Raw genomic sequence first — 14,915 nt, 5'->3', positions numbered from 1 at the left:
GGGCGCGGGCCGGTCGCGCGGCAATGGCTGGGGACCGTACGAACACACTCCGCCGTCGCAGTGGAAGGACGGACAGAGCACCAGCGAAAGCTATCGCCGCTGTTGCACCAGTGTCGGCTGGGTCGCGCAAGCGCTGGCCTTGCGCCTGATGCACGCCGAGAAATTCTGGAACCACGACGCCTTCCTCGATTACGCGGATCGCTGGATGTTTCAGGACGATGCCGCGGACGTGAAGACCATCAAGGAAGCGACCGGCAAGGACCTCGACCATGACTACTCGCGGCAGGGCCAGGCGTGGGATGCGTTCGTCAACGAGATGTGGGCGAACCACCGGAAAACGCTGGCCGCGCCGATGGACGGTTGGAAACAACCACACGACGACCATTATTACCGGACCGCCATCGAGAAGATGCACTGACCGCGCCCGAATCAACTTGCGCGCATTCAGTCGCTGCGCTCCAATCCTCCTTTCAAGGCGCAGAACATGGACGAAATCATCGGCAAACCCGGCGGCACAGACCAACTCCGCAATGCGGTGAACCAACTCCAATCGCTGCTGTATGCGGCATAGTGCGGATTCCACAGGGCTGAAAGCCCCCAATGTGACAGCCTGGGCTGAAGCGAGTTCGACGAGCGGAGGCCCAGGTCAACCACTCCCACAACACTCCCAAGCCCTGTAAGGGCGACATCAGCATGTCCCAATCCCTCGCCAACATCGTCGTTCATCTCGTCTTCAGCACGAAGGGCCGCCGACAACTTCTGCGGGATGAGGAACGCGGCCAACTCCACGCCTATGTTACCGGCATTCTGAAGAATCACGATTCGCCACTCATCGAAATCAATTCCGTCCGCGACCACATCCACATCCTCTTCGCCCAATCCAAGAACCACGCGCCGGCGAAGCTCGTTGAGCAGGTCAAAACCGCGTCCTCCGGTTGGATCAAAACCCTCGACCCGAGGTATTCGGATTTCGCATGGCAGAGCGGTTACGGCGAATTCAGCGTCAGCCCGATGCACGTTGATGCGGTGCGGGAATACATCCGCAATCAGGCGGAACAGCACAAACAGGAAGATTTTCAAACCGAGTATCGCCGTTTTTGCGAGAAGAATGGAAAACCGTTGGATGAACGATATGCTTGGGAATGAATCTCACCGGGTTGATTACCACTTTGGTTTTGTCCCGCCCTTACAGGGCGGGACGGAGTTATTCGATGACATTTACCCGGGGCTTCACCCCGGGCTTTCACATGAAGGGCTTTCACATGAAGGGCTTTCAGCCCTATCGTTCCGCATAGCACCGTGAAAGAACCAACCAAACCATCCTTAACGCAGAAGCCGGCGCGCTCCGCGAGACGCCGATACCTTAGCGGACCAAATCTCGTGGCACAAAACCTTGAGTCGCACGCCTCCGTTGGGGAAGTCCAATTCACGCTTCCGAAGAAGAACTCTGAAATAGCTTAAATTGCAAACGCCATGAGCTCCACCACAAACGCTCTTTGCATTGTTTACGTTCTTTCTAATCCAGCCATGCCGAACTTGGTAAAGATTGGCCGAACCTCTCGTGGCGATGCGAATATACGCATCGCGGAACTTTACAGCACCGGAGTCCCCGTCCCTTTCAAGCTCGAATATGCGTGTAAGGTTGATAATCCTGACGAAGTGGAGCAAGCATTACATATTGCCTCTGGGCCACACCGCGTAAACCCGAAGCGCGAGTTCTTTCGGATCGAGCCAGAACAGGCGATTGCGATTCTGCGTCTCCTGCACACCGAGGACGCGACCGGTGAGGTATCGGCGCAACCTACAACTCTCGATGAACAATCGTTGGCTGCCGGTGAGGAACTGCAAAAACGAAGGCCTAATTTGAATTTCGTGGAGATGAGCATCCCTATTGGTTCAACGCTACATTCGACGCACAATGACGCCACCGTTGTTGTTGTCGCTCCGAAGAAAGTGCGGCTCGGCGACGAGGAGCTGTCCCTCACTGCAGCAACACGACAGGTATTACAACTCGATTACTCTGTCGCACCGGCGTCGCATTGGACTTACAATGGCAAACTCATCAACGACATTTACGAGGAGACTTACGGGGATATCGAATGACCGGCCACTGTCAATATCGCGTCCCGTTGACGGACGTGCTGAAGCGACCGGAGATCGCGCCGGTCGTCGAGTTGGATGCCTTTTTGCGGGCAATCTTGGGCAGAACCTATTGCAGAGAATTGTAAGCCAATGCCAGATCTCTCTCGATTTTCGATTTACCACGACCCGTCGGCCAACCAAAAGCGTGATGAGGAAGCAACCAACCTCATGCCCTTCTTATTGCGGTTAGAAGAGTTCGTCAAGCTAGACGACGTGGAGTTTGGTGCAGAACCGCCTGACTTTGTGTTTCATCATCAGAATAAAATCATCGGAGTCGAGTTGACGGACATGGTGCCAAAGCAATTTAGTAAGGGAGGTTATAGGCGCAGGGAAGCTTTCAAGGCGTGGAAAGCCGAATGCAAACAGAAGCCCCAACCGCATCACGAGTTTAAGTGGGGAGAGTTCACGTTAAGGGAATCACTGGCCGCATTTGCCAACCAGGTTGAGGGAAAGGCGAGAAAGGCGGACAAATGGAAGGTGTCATTTGAACAGAAGTGGTTACTGATGCATGTGGCGAATGGAAGTCCATTCAGCGTGCTAGTTGCGAGCAGTCGTAAAGACTCGCTAGGGCGAGAAGAAGAGATGGCCGATTATTTTGCAAAAGTCACCCATACTGTATTCTCGATCTGCAGCAGGCCACATCCGTTTAACTATGTCATTCTGTTTTCCGGCCAGGTACTAATCGCGTTTCCAGCGAACGATGCAAACCCTCTCAACTTTCCAGTTGCGGACTCTGATATCCTTTCTCGCGGTGCGAACGCGCCGGACAGATTTCTCGATTGGACGAGCACTTTAAGAAGCTTTCTGGATCATCCGCTTCTCAAGTGAGTCTCGAGAACCAACAAATCTGCGGAAGGGCCCAGTGATCATGTTGGGAACTTGGAAGAAACATCTATGCTTTGCGGATGCGCGAACGCCAATTGTACAACCGCTGCCCTCCACTTTTCCACTGAACAGCGTCTCGATTCCCACCACCGCCCAATCTTGCGGCGCATTTCCGAAATCTGCGCGCGACATTATGCGTAAGCACGTCGCGCTGTTCGCTCTCGTTTTGTTGAGCTTCCAACTTCGCGCGGACGAGGTCGCAACAGAATTACCCGCTGGAGTGAAGGCTGTCTGGGATGCGAGCAAGGCGTACCACGAAACCACGCCGACTCGCGAATGGATTTGTCTCAACGGTCTCTGGCGTTGGCAGCCGGCCGAGGCAAAAGCCGAGCAGGTTCCTGCCGGGAGTTGGGGATTTTTCAAAGTGCCTGGGTGCTGGCCGGGGATCACCGACTATTTGCAGAAGGATTCCCAAACACTTTACGCGCATCGGACCTGGAAAGACGTGAAGCCCGGCGGAATCAGCGCCGCCTGGTATGAACGCGAGTTCAGCGTGCCCGACAACTGGGCGGGCCGCAGCATCGCTCTCCACGCCGAATACCTGAACTCCTTCGCGGCGGTGTTCGTGGATGGCGTGAAGGCGGGCGAGATCCATTTTCCCGGCGGCGACCTCGACCTCACCGCGGTCTGCCGTCCGGGCGCCAAACACCGGCTGAGCCTGCTCGTGGTCGCGCTGCCGTTGAAAGGCGTGATGCTTTCCTACACCGACAGCGCGTCGGCGCGCGAAGTGAAAGGAAACGTCGAGCGACGCGGCTTGTGTGGCGACGTGTTTCTCGTCAGTACACCACACGGGCCAAAGATCACGGATGTGAACGTGGACACCTCGGTGCGCAAACGCGAGTTGACCGTCAGCGCCGCTGTCACTGGTCTTGATGCCAACGCGCGCTACAAATTCCAGGGCCGAATCACGAAGGACGGTTCCATCGTCAAACAATTTACCAGTCCACCGTTTCAGAGCAGCGATCTCAAGGACGTCCGGTTTGCTTTCGCGGAAAAATGGATGCCCGATAAACTTTGGGACCTCAACACGCCGCAAAACAAGTTCGACCTTCAGTTATCGCTCGACGATGCCGGTGGTCAGGTGCTGGACACCGATTGGACGCGGCGGTTCGGTTTCCGCGAGTTCTGGATTGAGGGCCGGGATTTTTATCTCAACGGCAAGCGCATTTTTCTTTCGGCGGTTCCGCTCGACAACGCGCAGATCGGCGCCGCGTTCGCGACTTACGCCGCCGCCCGCGAGAGCCTCGAACGCCTCCAGAGTTTCGGGATCAATTACGTTTACACGCACAATTACGGTTGCGAGCCGGGCGCGCATCTGAGTTTCAGCGAAGTTCTCCGCGCCGCCGATGACGTGGGAATGCTCGTGGGTTTCACCCAACCCCATTTCAGTCACTACGATTGGAAGGCGCCCGACGCCGACGAGAACAACGGTTACGCGCGGCACGCGGCGTTTTATGCGCGCGCGGCGGGGAATCATCCGTCCGTGGTGATGTATGTGATGAGCCACAACGCCACCGGTTACGAAGAGGACATGAACCCGGACATGATTGACGGGATTCACGATGGCCGCGACCAGTGGGGATTGAAAAACGTCAACCTGGCGATGCGCGCAGAAGCCATCGTGAAGCGGCTCGACCCGCGCCGGATCGTTTATCATCACGCGTCGGGCAATCTGGGCGTCATGCACGACAGCAATTTTTACCCGAACTTCGCGCCGGTCCAGGAGCTGGACGACTGGTTCGAGCACTGGGCCACCGAAGGCATGAAGCCGGCGTTCACCTGTGAATACGGCGCGCCGTTCACGTGGGACTGGACGATGTATCGCGGCTGGTACAAAGGGCAGCGCGAGTGGGGCAGCGCCAGAGTGCCGTGGGAATTCTGTCTCGCGGAATGGAACGCGCAGTTTTTCGGCGACCGTACCTACCAAATCAGTGAAGCGGAGAAAGCGGACCTGCGCTGGGAAGCGAAACAGTTCCGCGCCGGCAACTTGTGGCATCGCTGGGATTATCCGAATCAAGTCGGCTCGGACCGCTTCGACGAACGTTATCCGGTTTTCGCGATGTATCTCACCGACAACTGGCGGGCGTATCGCACGTGGGGCGTGTCCGGCATTTCGCCGTGGGAATACGAACACTTCTGGAAACTGCGCGCGGGCGTGGACAATAGCCGGAAGGAACTCAAGGTGGACTGGGACAATCTGCAGCGGTCCGGATTTAGTCCCGACTACATCGACCAGCGTTATGAGCGGATGGACATGGCCTACGAGCGTTCGGACTGGATCGCGACTCCGGCGGCGCAGGCGCTGATTCGCAACAACCGTCCACTGCTGGCCTACCTCGCCGGCAAGGCGGGCGCGTTCACCAGCAAGGACCACAATTGTCTGCCGGGCGAAACGGTCGAGAAACAAATCGTCGTGATCAACAACTCGCGCGAGACGGTGACGTGCGAGGCCGGATGGACGTTCACCCTGCCACGATCCCTCACGGGCAAACGCCGCGTGACCGTGGCGACCGGCGATCAGGCGCGGATTCCGCTTCGGTTCAAACTGCCGAAGGAGCTTGCGAGCGGCAGTTACGAAATCCATCTGACGGCGAAGTTTGGTTCGGGCGAGACGCAGGAAGATCGTTTTGTCATTGATGTGTTGCCGGCAACCGAACGGATCGCTGCCACGCGCCCCCTCACCCCGTCCCTCTCCCCCGGTGCGGGAGAGGGTGGCCAGATCGCCGTGTTCGATCCGAAGGGTGAGACTACGAAGTTGCTGAGCGAAACAGGTGTACGAAGCCAGCAGGTAGAGGCGAATACCGATCTCTCGCCGTACGATATTCTCGTGATCGGCAAGGCCGCGTTGACAGTTGACGGACCCGCGTCCGACATCAGTCGCGTCCGCGACGGTCTCAAGGTGATCGTCTTCGAGCAGACGTCCGACGTGCTGGAGAAACGACTTGGCTTTCGTGTAGCAGAGTACGGCTTGAGGCAGCTCTTTCCGCGCGTGACGGATCATCCGATTCTGGCGGGACTCAAAACCGAAAACCTCCATGACTGGCGCGGATCAGCGACGATCCTTCCACCGCGATTGAAGTATGAAATACGTCCGCGCTACGGGCCGACCGTCGAGTGGGCGGGCATACCAGTGCCGCGGGTGTGGCGTTGCGGCAATCGCGGAAATGTGGCGTCGGTGTTGATCGAAAAACCCGCGCGCGGTGATTTCCTGCCGATTCTCGATGGCGGCTTCAGCCTTCAATACAGCCCGCTGATGGAATATCGCGAAGGCAAAGGAATGGTGCTCTTTTGTCAACTCGACGTGACGGGCCGGACCGAAAGTGATCCCACCGCCGAACAGCTCGTGCGAAATCTTTTTCGATATGTGTCAGACTGGAAGCCGGTTCCTCGCCGGAAGGTTGTTTATGCGGGCGATGACGACGGCAGGAAGTTCCTTGATTCTTTGGGCGTGAACCCGCGTCCGTACGACGGAAAGTTGTCGAGTGATGACGCGCTGGTGGTCAGCCACGGCGTTGAGCAGGCGTTGGCGAAGAACGCATCTGCGCTCACCAGCTTTCTGAAGTCCGGAGGAAACCTGCTGGCGATTGGCCTGGATCAGGACGAGGCGAACGCGTTCCTGCCGTTCAAAGTGACGATGCGGAAGGCGGAACACGTCTCGTCATTCTTTGAGCCGCCCGGCGTGAGTTCATTGCTGGCGGGGATTGGACCGGCGGAAGTTCACAATCGCGATCCGCGCGAGCTGCCGCTCGTGACCGGCGCCGCGCAAATCCTCGGCGACGGTGTGCTGGCGATAGCCGCCGACGCAAACGTGGTCTTTCTCCAAATGGCGCCGTGGACGTTCTCGCGCGAACAATCCTTCCGTCGGACATTCCGCCAGACTTCAGTGCTGCTTGATCGGCTGCTCGCCAACATGGGAGTCGCCGGCTCGACACCGTTGCTGGAGCGCTTCAGTCAGCCGGTCGAAGTCACCAAATCGGAAAAGCGGTGGCTGAGCGGCTTCTATCTCGATCAACCGGAGGAATGGGACGATCCCTACCGTTTCTTTCGCTGGTAAATTCATGCGGTCCGCGGCAAGCGGGATTTCAGACCGGAAAAACGACTGAACGCTTCTTCGCCTGTTCTTCGAGGAACGTTGAAAGGCAAGGCGGGGGATTTAATCGGGGGCAATTTCCGAGGCATCGAGCGCCGCGTTGCCGACCGGGCCGTCCCAACGCTTGCTGCTGTTGGGAATGGTGGTGCCGCTGAAAACTCCGTAGAACTGGCCCCAGATCAACTGACTCGGCTTGGAGCCCGCGGAATGCCCGTCCACAAAAACGATGTTCACCCGCTGGTTGTGCTTCTTCATCTGCGATTGAAACCGGAAATTCTGATTGCCCTTGGGTGTTGTCTGGTTGGGAAAGGACCCGCCCGCCCAATATCCATCGAGCCAGGCCGCGTCCGCTTTTTCATTGCCGATGCCGCCGCCGATTTCCCTGGGATTATCCGTGCCGTTGACTTCCGTGACGGCAACGACATCTGTCGGGCGCTGGACGCCGGTGGCTTTGAAGGTGCGGGGTTGACCACCGTCACCTCCGAAGACACCCAGATAGTTGAATCCGTAGGAAAGAAAGCCCGTGATGCTGGGATCAAACTCCCCGGGCTCGGTCTTGTAGGTGAGCCCCCGCCGTTTCTTCGGGCAGACCCAGATTTTGGCGGCACCGGTGTAGTTTGACAATGCGCTGGCCGGGGTGCGCAGCCATTCCCCGCCGCATAGCAGGCCGCGCGCATTCCTGTAAGGACCGACAACCCACCATTGGTTCGGGAAGACGTCCCGGTTGTCATCCGCGTACATCGTGATGGCCAGCCCGATCTGCCGGGTGTTGCTCAAACACGACGCGCCCATTCCCTTGTCCTTCGCCTTGCTCAAGGCGGGAAGCAAAAGCCCCGCGAGGATGGCAATGATGGCGATGACCACGAGCAACTCGATCAACGTGAATCCATTTTTGCGAGGCCGACGTGACAGAGGAGTTCCGACGGGAAGGCTCATGTATAAGATGAGCATATAAGAAGAGGTGAATCGAAAAGCAAGCTTTATGACTTCACTGAACGCCCGAACGAAGGGGACGATTCCTTTCTATCCCTCCAAGCGTCGAATAGTGGTCAGTGCTCTGATTATTCACGCCACAGGGCAGGCCATGCCGGTTTCCGGTCGCCCCTGAACCTGTGGTCGAACCAACGAGGATGATGCAGAGGAAAGCCACGCCCGGTGGCCGGGGAGAGCCAGCACTTCCCAGCGAGTGCGCCAACCGCCCCGCTGCTCAGGACATCTCCAGCCCGCGCATCGTGCCGGTCGCGGACGCGAACCGGTCGGTCTCCAGGCCCATGCGTTGCAGCATCGAGACGAAGAGATTGGGCAGCGGATAATTGTGTTGCGTGTCGAAGGCGATGTGCTGGCCGTGCTTGAAGCCGCCGCCCGCGAAAATCGTTGGCATGTTCGTCGTCACGTGCGTGTTCGCGTTGCCCAGGTTCGATCCGTAAAGAATCATCGTGCGATTGAGCAGCGGCTCGCCTTCCTCCTTCACGCTCTTCAACTGGCTGAACAAATCCGCCAGCAGCTTCATGTGCCATTCGTCAATCTCCTTCAATTGCGCCAGCTTCTCCTTCGACTTTCCGTGGTGCGAAAGGTTGTGATAACCGTCCGTGGTCTTCACGTCGCCGAACTCGATGGCCGGCGAGTTCACGCTGTCGAGCAGCAGCGAAATGGACCGTGTCGAATCCGTCTCGAAGGCAAGCCGTGCCATGTCGTACATCAGCTTTACCTTGTCCATGTAAGCCTTCGGGTCGGTCAGATCGAGCGGCATCGGTGCGGTGACCTTCGGCTTCGGCTTGCGTTCCCACTCGCGCGACATCTGCATGCGCTGCTCCAGATCCCGGACGCTCGTGAAATACTGGTCCAGCCGGTCGCGGTCGCGCGCGCCCACCGTGCGTTGCAAGTCCTTCGCCTGTCCGGCCACGGCGTCGAGGATGCTCTGGCCCGTCTCCAGTTTGCGCACTTGCGCCTCGGTCTCGGCCTTCGTCCCCTGCAAAAACATCCGGGCGAAAACGTCCGCCGCCTTTTCCTCGCAGGGAATCATCACGCCCGACCCTGTCCACGAAAGGCTGCGCACGCCCTGTTGCACGTTCACGCCCAGCGTGAGCGACGGGAACCGCGTGAGATATCCGATGCGTTCGCCGACGTACTGGTCGAGCGAGATGGTGTTGCGGAAACCGGCGCTGCCCGGATGCGGGGCGGCCGTGAGAAAACAATTGTCCGCCGGATGCCCGCCGTCCACGTCCGGATGCCACACGCCGCTAAACACGGTGAAATCATCGCGATTGTCCTTGAGCAGTTCGAGGTAGGGCGACAGCGTATAATCGCGTCCGCTGTCCTTGGGGAAGAATTGCTCCGGCAACAGGCCGAGGTTGTTGCAGATGCCAAACATCCGGCGCGGTTTTCCGCCCGGCGTCGTTCCGGCGGCGATCCGCTTCGCCGCAGCGGCGAAGGCCGGGGTCATCGCGTCCAGCAGGGGCAGGGAAAGCAGAATGCCCGCGCCACGGAGGAACTTCCGGCGCGACAACACGGGGCGGGTGGAAACGAAGGGGGCGACACGAGTTTTGGAGAAGTGCGTGTTCATGATTGTCAGCGGATAATAAACAGCAACACAGGCCCGAAGTCGAGACCCAAGTTGATTTGAAAGACCACTTTCCCTTCCACCGGGGAGGATGGATGTTCTGGCCCTCGCTCAGCCGGCGACCGTAATGAAGCAAACCACGCCGGTCAGCACCGATCCAACAATCAGTGGCGTGAACACCTGTGCGGCGGCCGCCCGGCGGCGGATGTTCCCATCCACAACGAGCCGAACCGGCCGATCGTCACAAGTGCCGGGGGAATGGCCAGTGCGACGAAAGCAATGGCGCCTTGTTCCTTGCCGGATGATGAGCATGGGCGCCGCCTGACTTGTGTTGGGGTGAACGCATGCACTTGTCTCGCGAACTGCTGCTTCTTCCATGTGCGCCACGCCGACGCGTTTACAAAAAACTGATTTGCGGATTTCCGCGGAGCCGGATTTCGCCTCCCTGCACTTCGCCAGAAAGCGCGGATCACCTGGCCGGACCCAGCACCTGCACGCTGAGGCGCGAATCGGCCTGCGGCGAGTGATAGACCCGTTGCGTCGCCTTCTGGAAATCCGCCGGCTTTGCGGTGTGGATGTTCACGAACTTCTGCGGATTGCGGTCCACGAGCGGGAACCACGAGCTTTGCACCTGGACCATCACGCGGTGGCCGCGGCGAAACGTGTGGCACACATCGGGCATGGTGAATTCAATCTTCGTCACCTTGCCCGGTTCCATGGCCTCGGGCTTCTCGAAGCTGTTGCGGAAACGCGCCCGCATCACGTCGCCGCGCACGAGTTGCTGGTACCCGCCCATTACAACGTAGGTGGGGTTCGGGTCCGGATTCGGAAAGTCGGCGGCGTAAACGTCTATCAACTTCACCACCCAGTCCGCGTCGGTGCCCGTGGTGGCGACGTGCAGCGCGGCTTTGAGCGGCCCGGCGAACGTGAGGTCTTCTTCGAGCGGTTCGGTTTCATAGACAAGCACGTCGGGGCGCGACGCGGCGAAGCGTTGGTCCTGCAACGGGTAGCTTCGCGGATAATCGGTCGTCACTTCCATTGTGAACGGCACCGGTTTGGCCGGATCACTCACGTATTCGTCAAAGGCGCCCGCTTCCTGCGCCGGCGGTGTGAAGTCGAGTTTGCCGCCGGCGTGAAAGAACAGCGATTGCTCGCGCGCGTTGCGCGGCGGCCAGGCGTCGAAGCGCCGCCACTGGTGCGTGCCGGTCTCGAACATACAGGCTTCGGGCAGCGCGTAGTTTGTGTCGTCTTTCAGGAAGTATCGGAAAAACGGGAGCTCGATGTGTTCGCGATAGTACTCGGCGGTCTTCGCCTGAAAATTGATGTCGCCCAGCTTGTCGCCGTCCTTGCGTCCCCAGTCGCCGTGCGCCCACGGGCCCATGACCAGCAGGTTGGTGATGCCGGGATTCTGGCGTTCGGTAGAGCGATACGTTTCCAGCGCGCCGAAGAGATCCTCGCCGTCGAACCAGCCGCCGACCGTCATCACGGCGCACCGGATGTTTTTCAGGTGCGGCCGAATGTTTCGCGCCTGCCAGAACGCGTCGTAGTCGGGGTGCGCGAGAAACTCGATCCAGGCATGGACGCCGCCCTTGAACAGGACCGTGTCCGAATTCGCCAGCGGCCCCATGCGCAGGTAGAAATCGTAGCCGTCGGGATTGTGAAACACGAAATGCCGGCCGCCATCGCGCAGCGGGTCGTCGGACTTCTGCTCAAACCAGTAGAAGAATCCGAAGTTTTGCGAGAGGAAGAACGCGCCGTTGTGGTGGAGATCGTCACCCATGAACCAGTCGGAAATCGGCGCCTGCGGCGAGGCCGCCTTGAGCGCGGGGTGCGTGTCGATCATGCCCATCGAGGTGTAAAAACCGGGATAGGAAATGCCGAACATGCCGACCCTGCCGTTGTTGTTCGGAACATTTTTCACCAGCCAGTCAATGGTGTCCCAGGCGTCGGAATTTTCGTCCGTGTCCTTCGGTCCCTTGTTTGGATTGAACGGGCGCACATGGACGTACTCGCCCTCCGAGGCGAAGCGGCCGCGCACGTCCTGCGTCACGAGGATGAAGACGTTGGTCGCGAACGTCTCGAACGAGCCGCTCGGCGTGTTGTAGTTGTCCTCGCCGTAGGGTTTCAGCGCGTAGGGCGTGCGCGTGAGCAGGATGGGCCACGTCTGTGAGTCGTCCTTGGGCGCATAAACGCGTGTGAACAGGTGCACGCCGTCGCGCATGGGAATGCGGTATTCGTATTTCGTGTAGTGTTCGCGAAGATAAGCTTCGGTGGCTTCGTCCGGCTTGGATTTGGCCTGATTCGTCTGGGCTGCGGCATTGGTTGCGAGGAACGCAAACAGCAACAGTGTCGCTACGAATCGCCCGAGGTCCGGAATCCCGCGGGAATATCTGCGGGCCCTCAAGGATGCTGTGTGGAAGTGAAAAGTGTAAGCGGATGCCATGCGGGATTTATTGCAACGCGACCGGGAGAAAGCAATGCTTTGGATTTGGCGCGCCGAAGGAACTGCTGGCGCTCCTCCGCAACGCCCGCGCCGTCGCCGAGTGGAAACTGTTCCTGAACGACAAGGCGTGGCCTTGACCCAATCGGAAGAGCGGATGTCAAAACTCGCTCTCTTTTTGAAAATCGAATAAACATTTCAACATGAAAGCACGCTCAAAGGAACTTTTAGATGGAGCCATCGCTGCCGCGATTGCTTCAATCGAAAACTACAACGGGCCAGATTTTCGCTACCGCGAAGAAGCTTTCGCTGTCTTGGCCATCAACGGATGGGAGCTACTCGTGAAGGCGAAGAAGTTGGACAAACATTACGAACGAGTAGGTTCTTGAAGTTGCTCGCGAATTGAATTCATGAATACCAGAGATTTTCTTCGCGTCAGCGCTCAGCCGCCTTCGGACCACGGCAAGTTTCCTGCCCGGCTGCATGTATTGCTGGCGCGGAGTGCAAAGATCGGGCTGGTGATCCGGCGCGGGCCATCGAAGTCCGTCTGCACGGTCCTATGGAATCGCGGGCGGAATACTTTCAAGCTCGGCCAGTGGATGCGCGGGCGGATATACGAGCGGCGCTGCGATTTGTCGCCAGACGGAAAGCATCTCATTTACTTTGCCATGAATGGTCGCTGGGAATCAGAAACCAAGGGCGCATGGACGGCCATTTCGCGCGTTCCATATCTCAAAGCTGTGGACCTCTATGCCAAAGGCGATTGCTGGCATGGTGGTGGATTATTTTTGTCGAAGCGGGAGTTCTGGTTGAACGACGGTCGCGGGCATATTGAGTTGAAGAAGTCGAGCCAGTTGCGTGCAAATCCAAATGTCCATCCCAAACACCATTTCGGCGGAGAGTGTCTGACGGTTTACTTCAACCGTCTCAAACGCGATGGCTGGGTAATGCACGGTGAAGAAGTGCAGGAAGCGACAGTCTTTGAGAAGAAGTTGCCAAAGTCATGGACGTTGCGAAAATTTGCGTTCTCCGAACTCGACGCACCGCCGGGTCGTGGTTGCTATTGGGATGCTCATGAGTTGCGGCAGGAGTCCACCAACACTCTGCTCGCGTTTCCAGACTGGGAATGGGCGGACTACGTGGATGGTCGTTTGGTTTTCGCGGTCGAGGGCCAATTGCGGGCCGTGCAGTTGGGCAGAGGAAAACTTTCAAGCGAGAAGCTGCTGCACGATTTCAATGACATGAAATTTGAGGCGATTGCCGCGCCGTATTGATTGACATGAACACCAAAGATTTTCTCCGTCTCGGTGTGCCGCTGGGTGAAGCCCCGGAACGGGCGACGGATTTTGTTTCCAGATTCATTCTTGCGGCAATTGCTCAACATTTTGATCTTCGCAGGGGGGGCCACGATGTCCCAGCCTTTCCCGCGCCGCGCTGATTTCCTTTTGCGGGAATCGCGAATGAGAGGTAGTTTTGCACTGTCATGAACAACCCCCGCCCGACAAGGATGGCCGGTCGCACCGTTCCGGGAGAATTCGGCGCGGCCTGTGCCGCCGTGTTGCTGTTCGCCCTCCCGCTGTCGCTTCGCGCCGACCAGATTCAAATGCAGAACGGTGATCATTATTCCGGCAAGGTCCTGTCGCTCGATACCAACACGCTCGTCCTGCGCAGCGAAGTGCTGGGCACGGTGCGCCTGCCGCGTGAGAAGGTGGCGCTCGTCACTTTCGGCGCCGGCGCGGTCACGAACGCCGCGCGCGTGGCATCCGTGACCAACGGCCGGTCCGGCGCTTCTGTTCAACTTACCAACGGCACGGTCGATCTCTCCGCGGCGCTCCGCCAGCTCGGCGCGAACACGAATTTCATCCGGCAGGTGCAGGCGCAATTTCTGGCCGATGCGGGGCCGGAAGCGAACGACAAGTTCAATGAGATGGTGGGCGGCCTGTTGAGCGGCAAGCTGACGATGAACGATATTCGCGCGGAGGCAAAGTCGGCGGCGGACCAGTTGAAGGAGCTCAAGCGCGACCTTGGCGGTGATGACGGCGGGGCACTCGATGGTTATCTGGCCATCCTTGAGAATTTCCTTCGGGAATCCGCGCCGCCGAACAGTGCCGTTACGAACACCGCAACCACCTTGCCAAAACCGAAACCAGCCCTCGTCAGCGGAAAGTGATCCTGGCGCGCGTTCATCCTCCCGGAGGACACGCGGATATCCGTCAACCCCGCTATAGTTTCCAACCGTTGCGGAATGCCGGCCGGATGAACTGGTTGGCTTCTTTTGAATTCGTGAAGCGCATGTCTTTGCCATTCCATTCCAGTTTTTGTCCGAGCAGGCGCATGCCGATGATGCCAAGCATCGCTATCTCCGTCAGTGGTCCGCCGTAATTGAAGTTCGAGCCCGCCTTCCGGCCGCTTTTAATCGCCTTGATCCAGTCGTCGTGGTGTTCCTTCACGCGCGGAATGGTTTTGGCCGGCTTCCGGTAGGCGTCCATCTTCGCGTCCGGAATGATGCGCACGCGTGCCGCTCCGTGCGATCCATAAACGATGGTTCCCTTGTCGCCCATCACGATCGCTCCGGTGCCTTCGAGTTTGTCGTCCGGGTCCATGTCGGCCGGACGCGGGGGAAGTTCGGTGCCGTCGTACCAGATCAATTTCACCGGACCGCGCTTGCCGTTGGCCGGGAACTCAAAGTTCACAATTGCGCCCATCGGATAGGTCAGCGCGTCCTTCTTCGGGTCATAATTCTTTGCCTCGGCCTGGATTGTTGCCGGCGCTCCAAGGTCCAGCGCCCAGAAAACAGG

Annotated in this window: 15 protein-coding genes; 11 read left to right on the top strand and 4 right to left on the bottom strand. The window is 58.6% G+C overall.

Annotated features, from left to right (window positions below):
• The 6 genes from VN887_18095 to VN887_18070 form a co-directional block, all read left to right on the top strand.
• A partial coding sequence (locus tag VN887_18095) for a hypothetical protein (protein HXT41926.1) occupies positions 1 to 418 on the top strand: 418 nt, incomplete at its 5' end.
• 275 nt (positions 419 to 693) lie between these two features.
• The gene (gene tnpA / locus VN887_18090; protein HXT41925.1) at positions 694 to 1,146 is read left to right on the top strand and encodes an IS200/IS605 family transposase; all 453 of its coding nucleotides are present in this window, start codon (positions 694 to 696) and stop codon (positions 1,144 to 1,146) included.
• A gap of 327 nt (positions 1,147 to 1,473) precedes the next feature.
• Positions 1,474 to 2,103 (top strand): GIY-YIG nuclease family protein, encoded by a 630-nt coding sequence (locus tag VN887_18085; GenBank protein ID HXT41924.1) that lies wholly within the window; start codon positions 1,474 to 1,476, stop codon positions 2,101 to 2,103.
• A complete protein-coding gene (locus tag VN887_18080) occupies positions 2,100 to 2,228 on the top strand; it encodes a hypothetical protein (protein HXT41923.1) in 129 nt (42 codons plus the stop codon). The genes VN887_18085 and VN887_18080 overlap by 4 nt, the downstream gene beginning before the upstream one ends.
• A gap of 4 nt (positions 2,229 to 2,232) precedes the next feature.
• On the top strand, positions 2,233 to 2,970 hold the full coding sequence (locus VN887_18075) for a hypothetical protein (protein ID HXT41922.1): 738 nt from the start codon (positions 2,233 to 2,235) through the stop codon (positions 2,968 to 2,970).
• A gap of 190 nt (positions 2,971 to 3,160) precedes the next feature.
• Positions 3,161 to 7,081 (top strand): glycoside hydrolase family 2 TIM barrel-domain containing protein, encoded by a 3,921-nt coding sequence (locus VN887_18070; protein HXT41921.1) that lies wholly within the window; start codon positions 3,161 to 3,163, stop codon positions 7,079 to 7,081.
• A 99-nt stretch (positions 7,082 to 7,180) separates the two neighbouring features.
• On the opposite strand, the gene VN887_18065 is transcribed toward VN887_18070, so the two are convergent.
• From VN887_18065 to VN887_18055, 3 genes are all read right to left on the bottom strand, one after another.
• Positions 7,181 to 8,068: a prepilin-type N-terminal cleavage/methylation domain-containing protein gene (locus tag VN887_18065; GenBank protein ID HXT41920.1), complete on the bottom strand. Its 888-nt coding sequence runs from the start codon at positions 8,066 to 8,068 to the stop codon at positions 7,181 to 7,183.
• A 256-nt stretch (positions 8,069 to 8,324) separates the two neighbouring features.
• Positions 8,325 to 9,680 carry a DUF1552 domain-containing protein gene (locus tag VN887_18060; protein HXT41919.1) on the bottom strand — a complete coding sequence of 452 codons (1,356 nt, stop codon included), beginning with the start codon at positions 9,678 to 9,680 and terminating at the stop codon, positions 8,325 to 8,327.
• A gap of 466 nt (positions 9,681 to 10,146) precedes the next feature.
• Positions 10,147 to 12,120 carry a CocE/NonD family hydrolase gene (locus tag VN887_18055; protein HXT41918.1) on the bottom strand — a complete coding sequence of 658 codons (1,974 nt, stop codon included), beginning with the start codon at positions 12,118 to 12,120 and terminating at the stop codon, positions 10,147 to 10,149.
• Between VN887_18055 and VN887_18050 the strand changes: the two genes are divergently transcribed.
• The 5 genes from VN887_18050 (at position 12,114) to VN887_18030 (ending at position 14,287) form a co-directional block, all read left to right on the top strand.
• Entirely contained in the window at positions 12,114 to 12,257 is a 144-nt protein-coding gene (locus tag VN887_18050; protein ID HXT41917.1) for a hypothetical protein, read from the top strand. The two genes, VN887_18055 and VN887_18050, sit on opposite strands and share 7 nt — an antisense overlap.
• A gap of 63 nt (positions 12,258 to 12,320) precedes the next feature.
• Positions 12,321 to 12,506 (top strand): DUF3644 domain-containing protein, encoded by a 186-nt coding sequence (locus VN887_18045; protein HXT41916.1) that lies wholly within the window; start codon positions 12,321 to 12,323, stop codon positions 12,504 to 12,506.
• A 21-nt stretch (positions 12,507 to 12,527) separates the two neighbouring features.
• On the top strand, positions 12,528 to 13,391 hold the full coding sequence (locus VN887_18040) for a hypothetical protein (GenBank protein HXT41915.1): 864 nt from the start codon (positions 12,528 to 12,530) through the stop codon (positions 13,389 to 13,391).
• 5 nt (positions 13,392 to 13,396) lie between these two features.
• Complete coding sequence (locus tag VN887_18035) at positions 13,397 to 13,555, top strand: hypothetical protein (GenBank protein HXT41914.1); 159 nt, start codon at positions 13,397 to 13,399, stop codon at positions 13,553 to 13,555.
• Between the two features lie 45 nt (positions 13,556 to 13,600).
• Positions 13,601 to 14,287 (top strand): hypothetical protein, encoded by a 687-nt coding sequence (locus VN887_18030; protein ID HXT41913.1) that lies wholly within the window; start codon positions 13,601 to 13,603, stop codon positions 14,285 to 14,287.
• A gap of 52 nt (positions 14,288 to 14,339) precedes the next feature.
• Here VN887_18030 and VN887_18025 read toward each other — a convergent pair.
• Positions 14,340 to 14,915 (bottom strand): gfo/Idh/MocA family oxidoreductase (locus VN887_18025; GenBank protein HXT41912.1); only part of this gene is annotated, 576 nt, incomplete at its 5' end.

Source organism: Candidatus Angelobacter sp., from assembly GCA_035607015.1.
In the GTDB taxonomy this organism is placed as follows: Bacteria; Verrucomicrobiota; Verrucomicrobiia; order Limisphaerales; family AV2; genus AV2.
This window is presented reverse-complemented; position numbering and strand designations above follow the sequence as displayed.

What these genes read in the sequence shown, in the direction of transcription:
- VN887_18030 (HXT41913.1), top strand. Translation starts at nt 13,601, where the DNA reads ATGAACAACCCCCGCCCGACAAGGATGGCCGGTCGCACCGTTCCGGGA.
- VN887_18080 (HXT41923.1), top strand. Translation starts at nt 2,100, where the DNA reads ATGACCGGCCACTGTCAATATCGCGTCCCGTTGACGGACGTGCTGAAG.
- VN887_18040 (HXT41915.1), top strand. Translation starts at nt 12,528, where the DNA reads ATGAATACCAGAGATTTTCTTCGCGTCAGCGCTCAGCCGCCTTCGGAC.
- VN887_18060 (HXT41919.1), bottom strand. Translation starts at nt 9,680, where the DNA reads ATGAACACGCACTTCTCCAAAACTCGTGTCGCCCCCTTCGTTTCCACC.
- VN887_18075 (HXT41922.1), top strand. Translation starts at nt 2,233, where the DNA reads ATGCCAGATCTCTCTCGATTTTCGATTTACCACGACCCGTCGGCCAAC.
- VN887_18045 (HXT41916.1), top strand. Translation starts at nt 12,321, where the DNA reads ATGAAAGCACGCTCAAAGGAACTTTTAGATGGAGCCATCGCTGCCGCG.
- VN887_18035 (HXT41914.1), top strand. Translation starts at nt 13,397, where the DNA reads ATGAACACCAAAGATTTTCTCCGTCTCGGTGTGCCGCTGGGTGAAGCC.
- tnpA (HXT41925.1), top strand. Translation starts at nt 694, where the DNA reads ATGTCCCAATCCCTCGCCAACATCGTCGTTCATCTCGTCTTCAGCACG.
- VN887_18065 (HXT41920.1), bottom strand. Translation starts at nt 8,068, where the DNA reads ATGCTCATCTTATACATGAGCCTTCCCGTCGGAACTCCTCTGTCACGT.
- VN887_18070 (HXT41921.1), top strand. Translation starts at nt 3,161, where the DNA reads ATGCGTAAGCACGTCGCGCTGTTCGCTCTCGTTTTGTTGAGCTTCCAA.
- VN887_18050 (HXT41917.1), top strand. Translation starts at nt 12,114, where the DNA reads ATGCCATGCGGGATTTATTGCAACGCGACCGGGAGAAAGCAATGCTTT.
- VN887_18085 (HXT41924.1), top strand. Translation starts at nt 1,474, where the DNA reads ATGAGCTCCACCACAAACGCTCTTTGCATTGTTTACGTTCTTTCTAAT.
- VN887_18055 (HXT41918.1), bottom strand. Translation starts at nt 12,120, where the DNA reads ATGGCATCCGCTTACACTTTTCACTTCCACACAGCATCCTTGAGGGCC.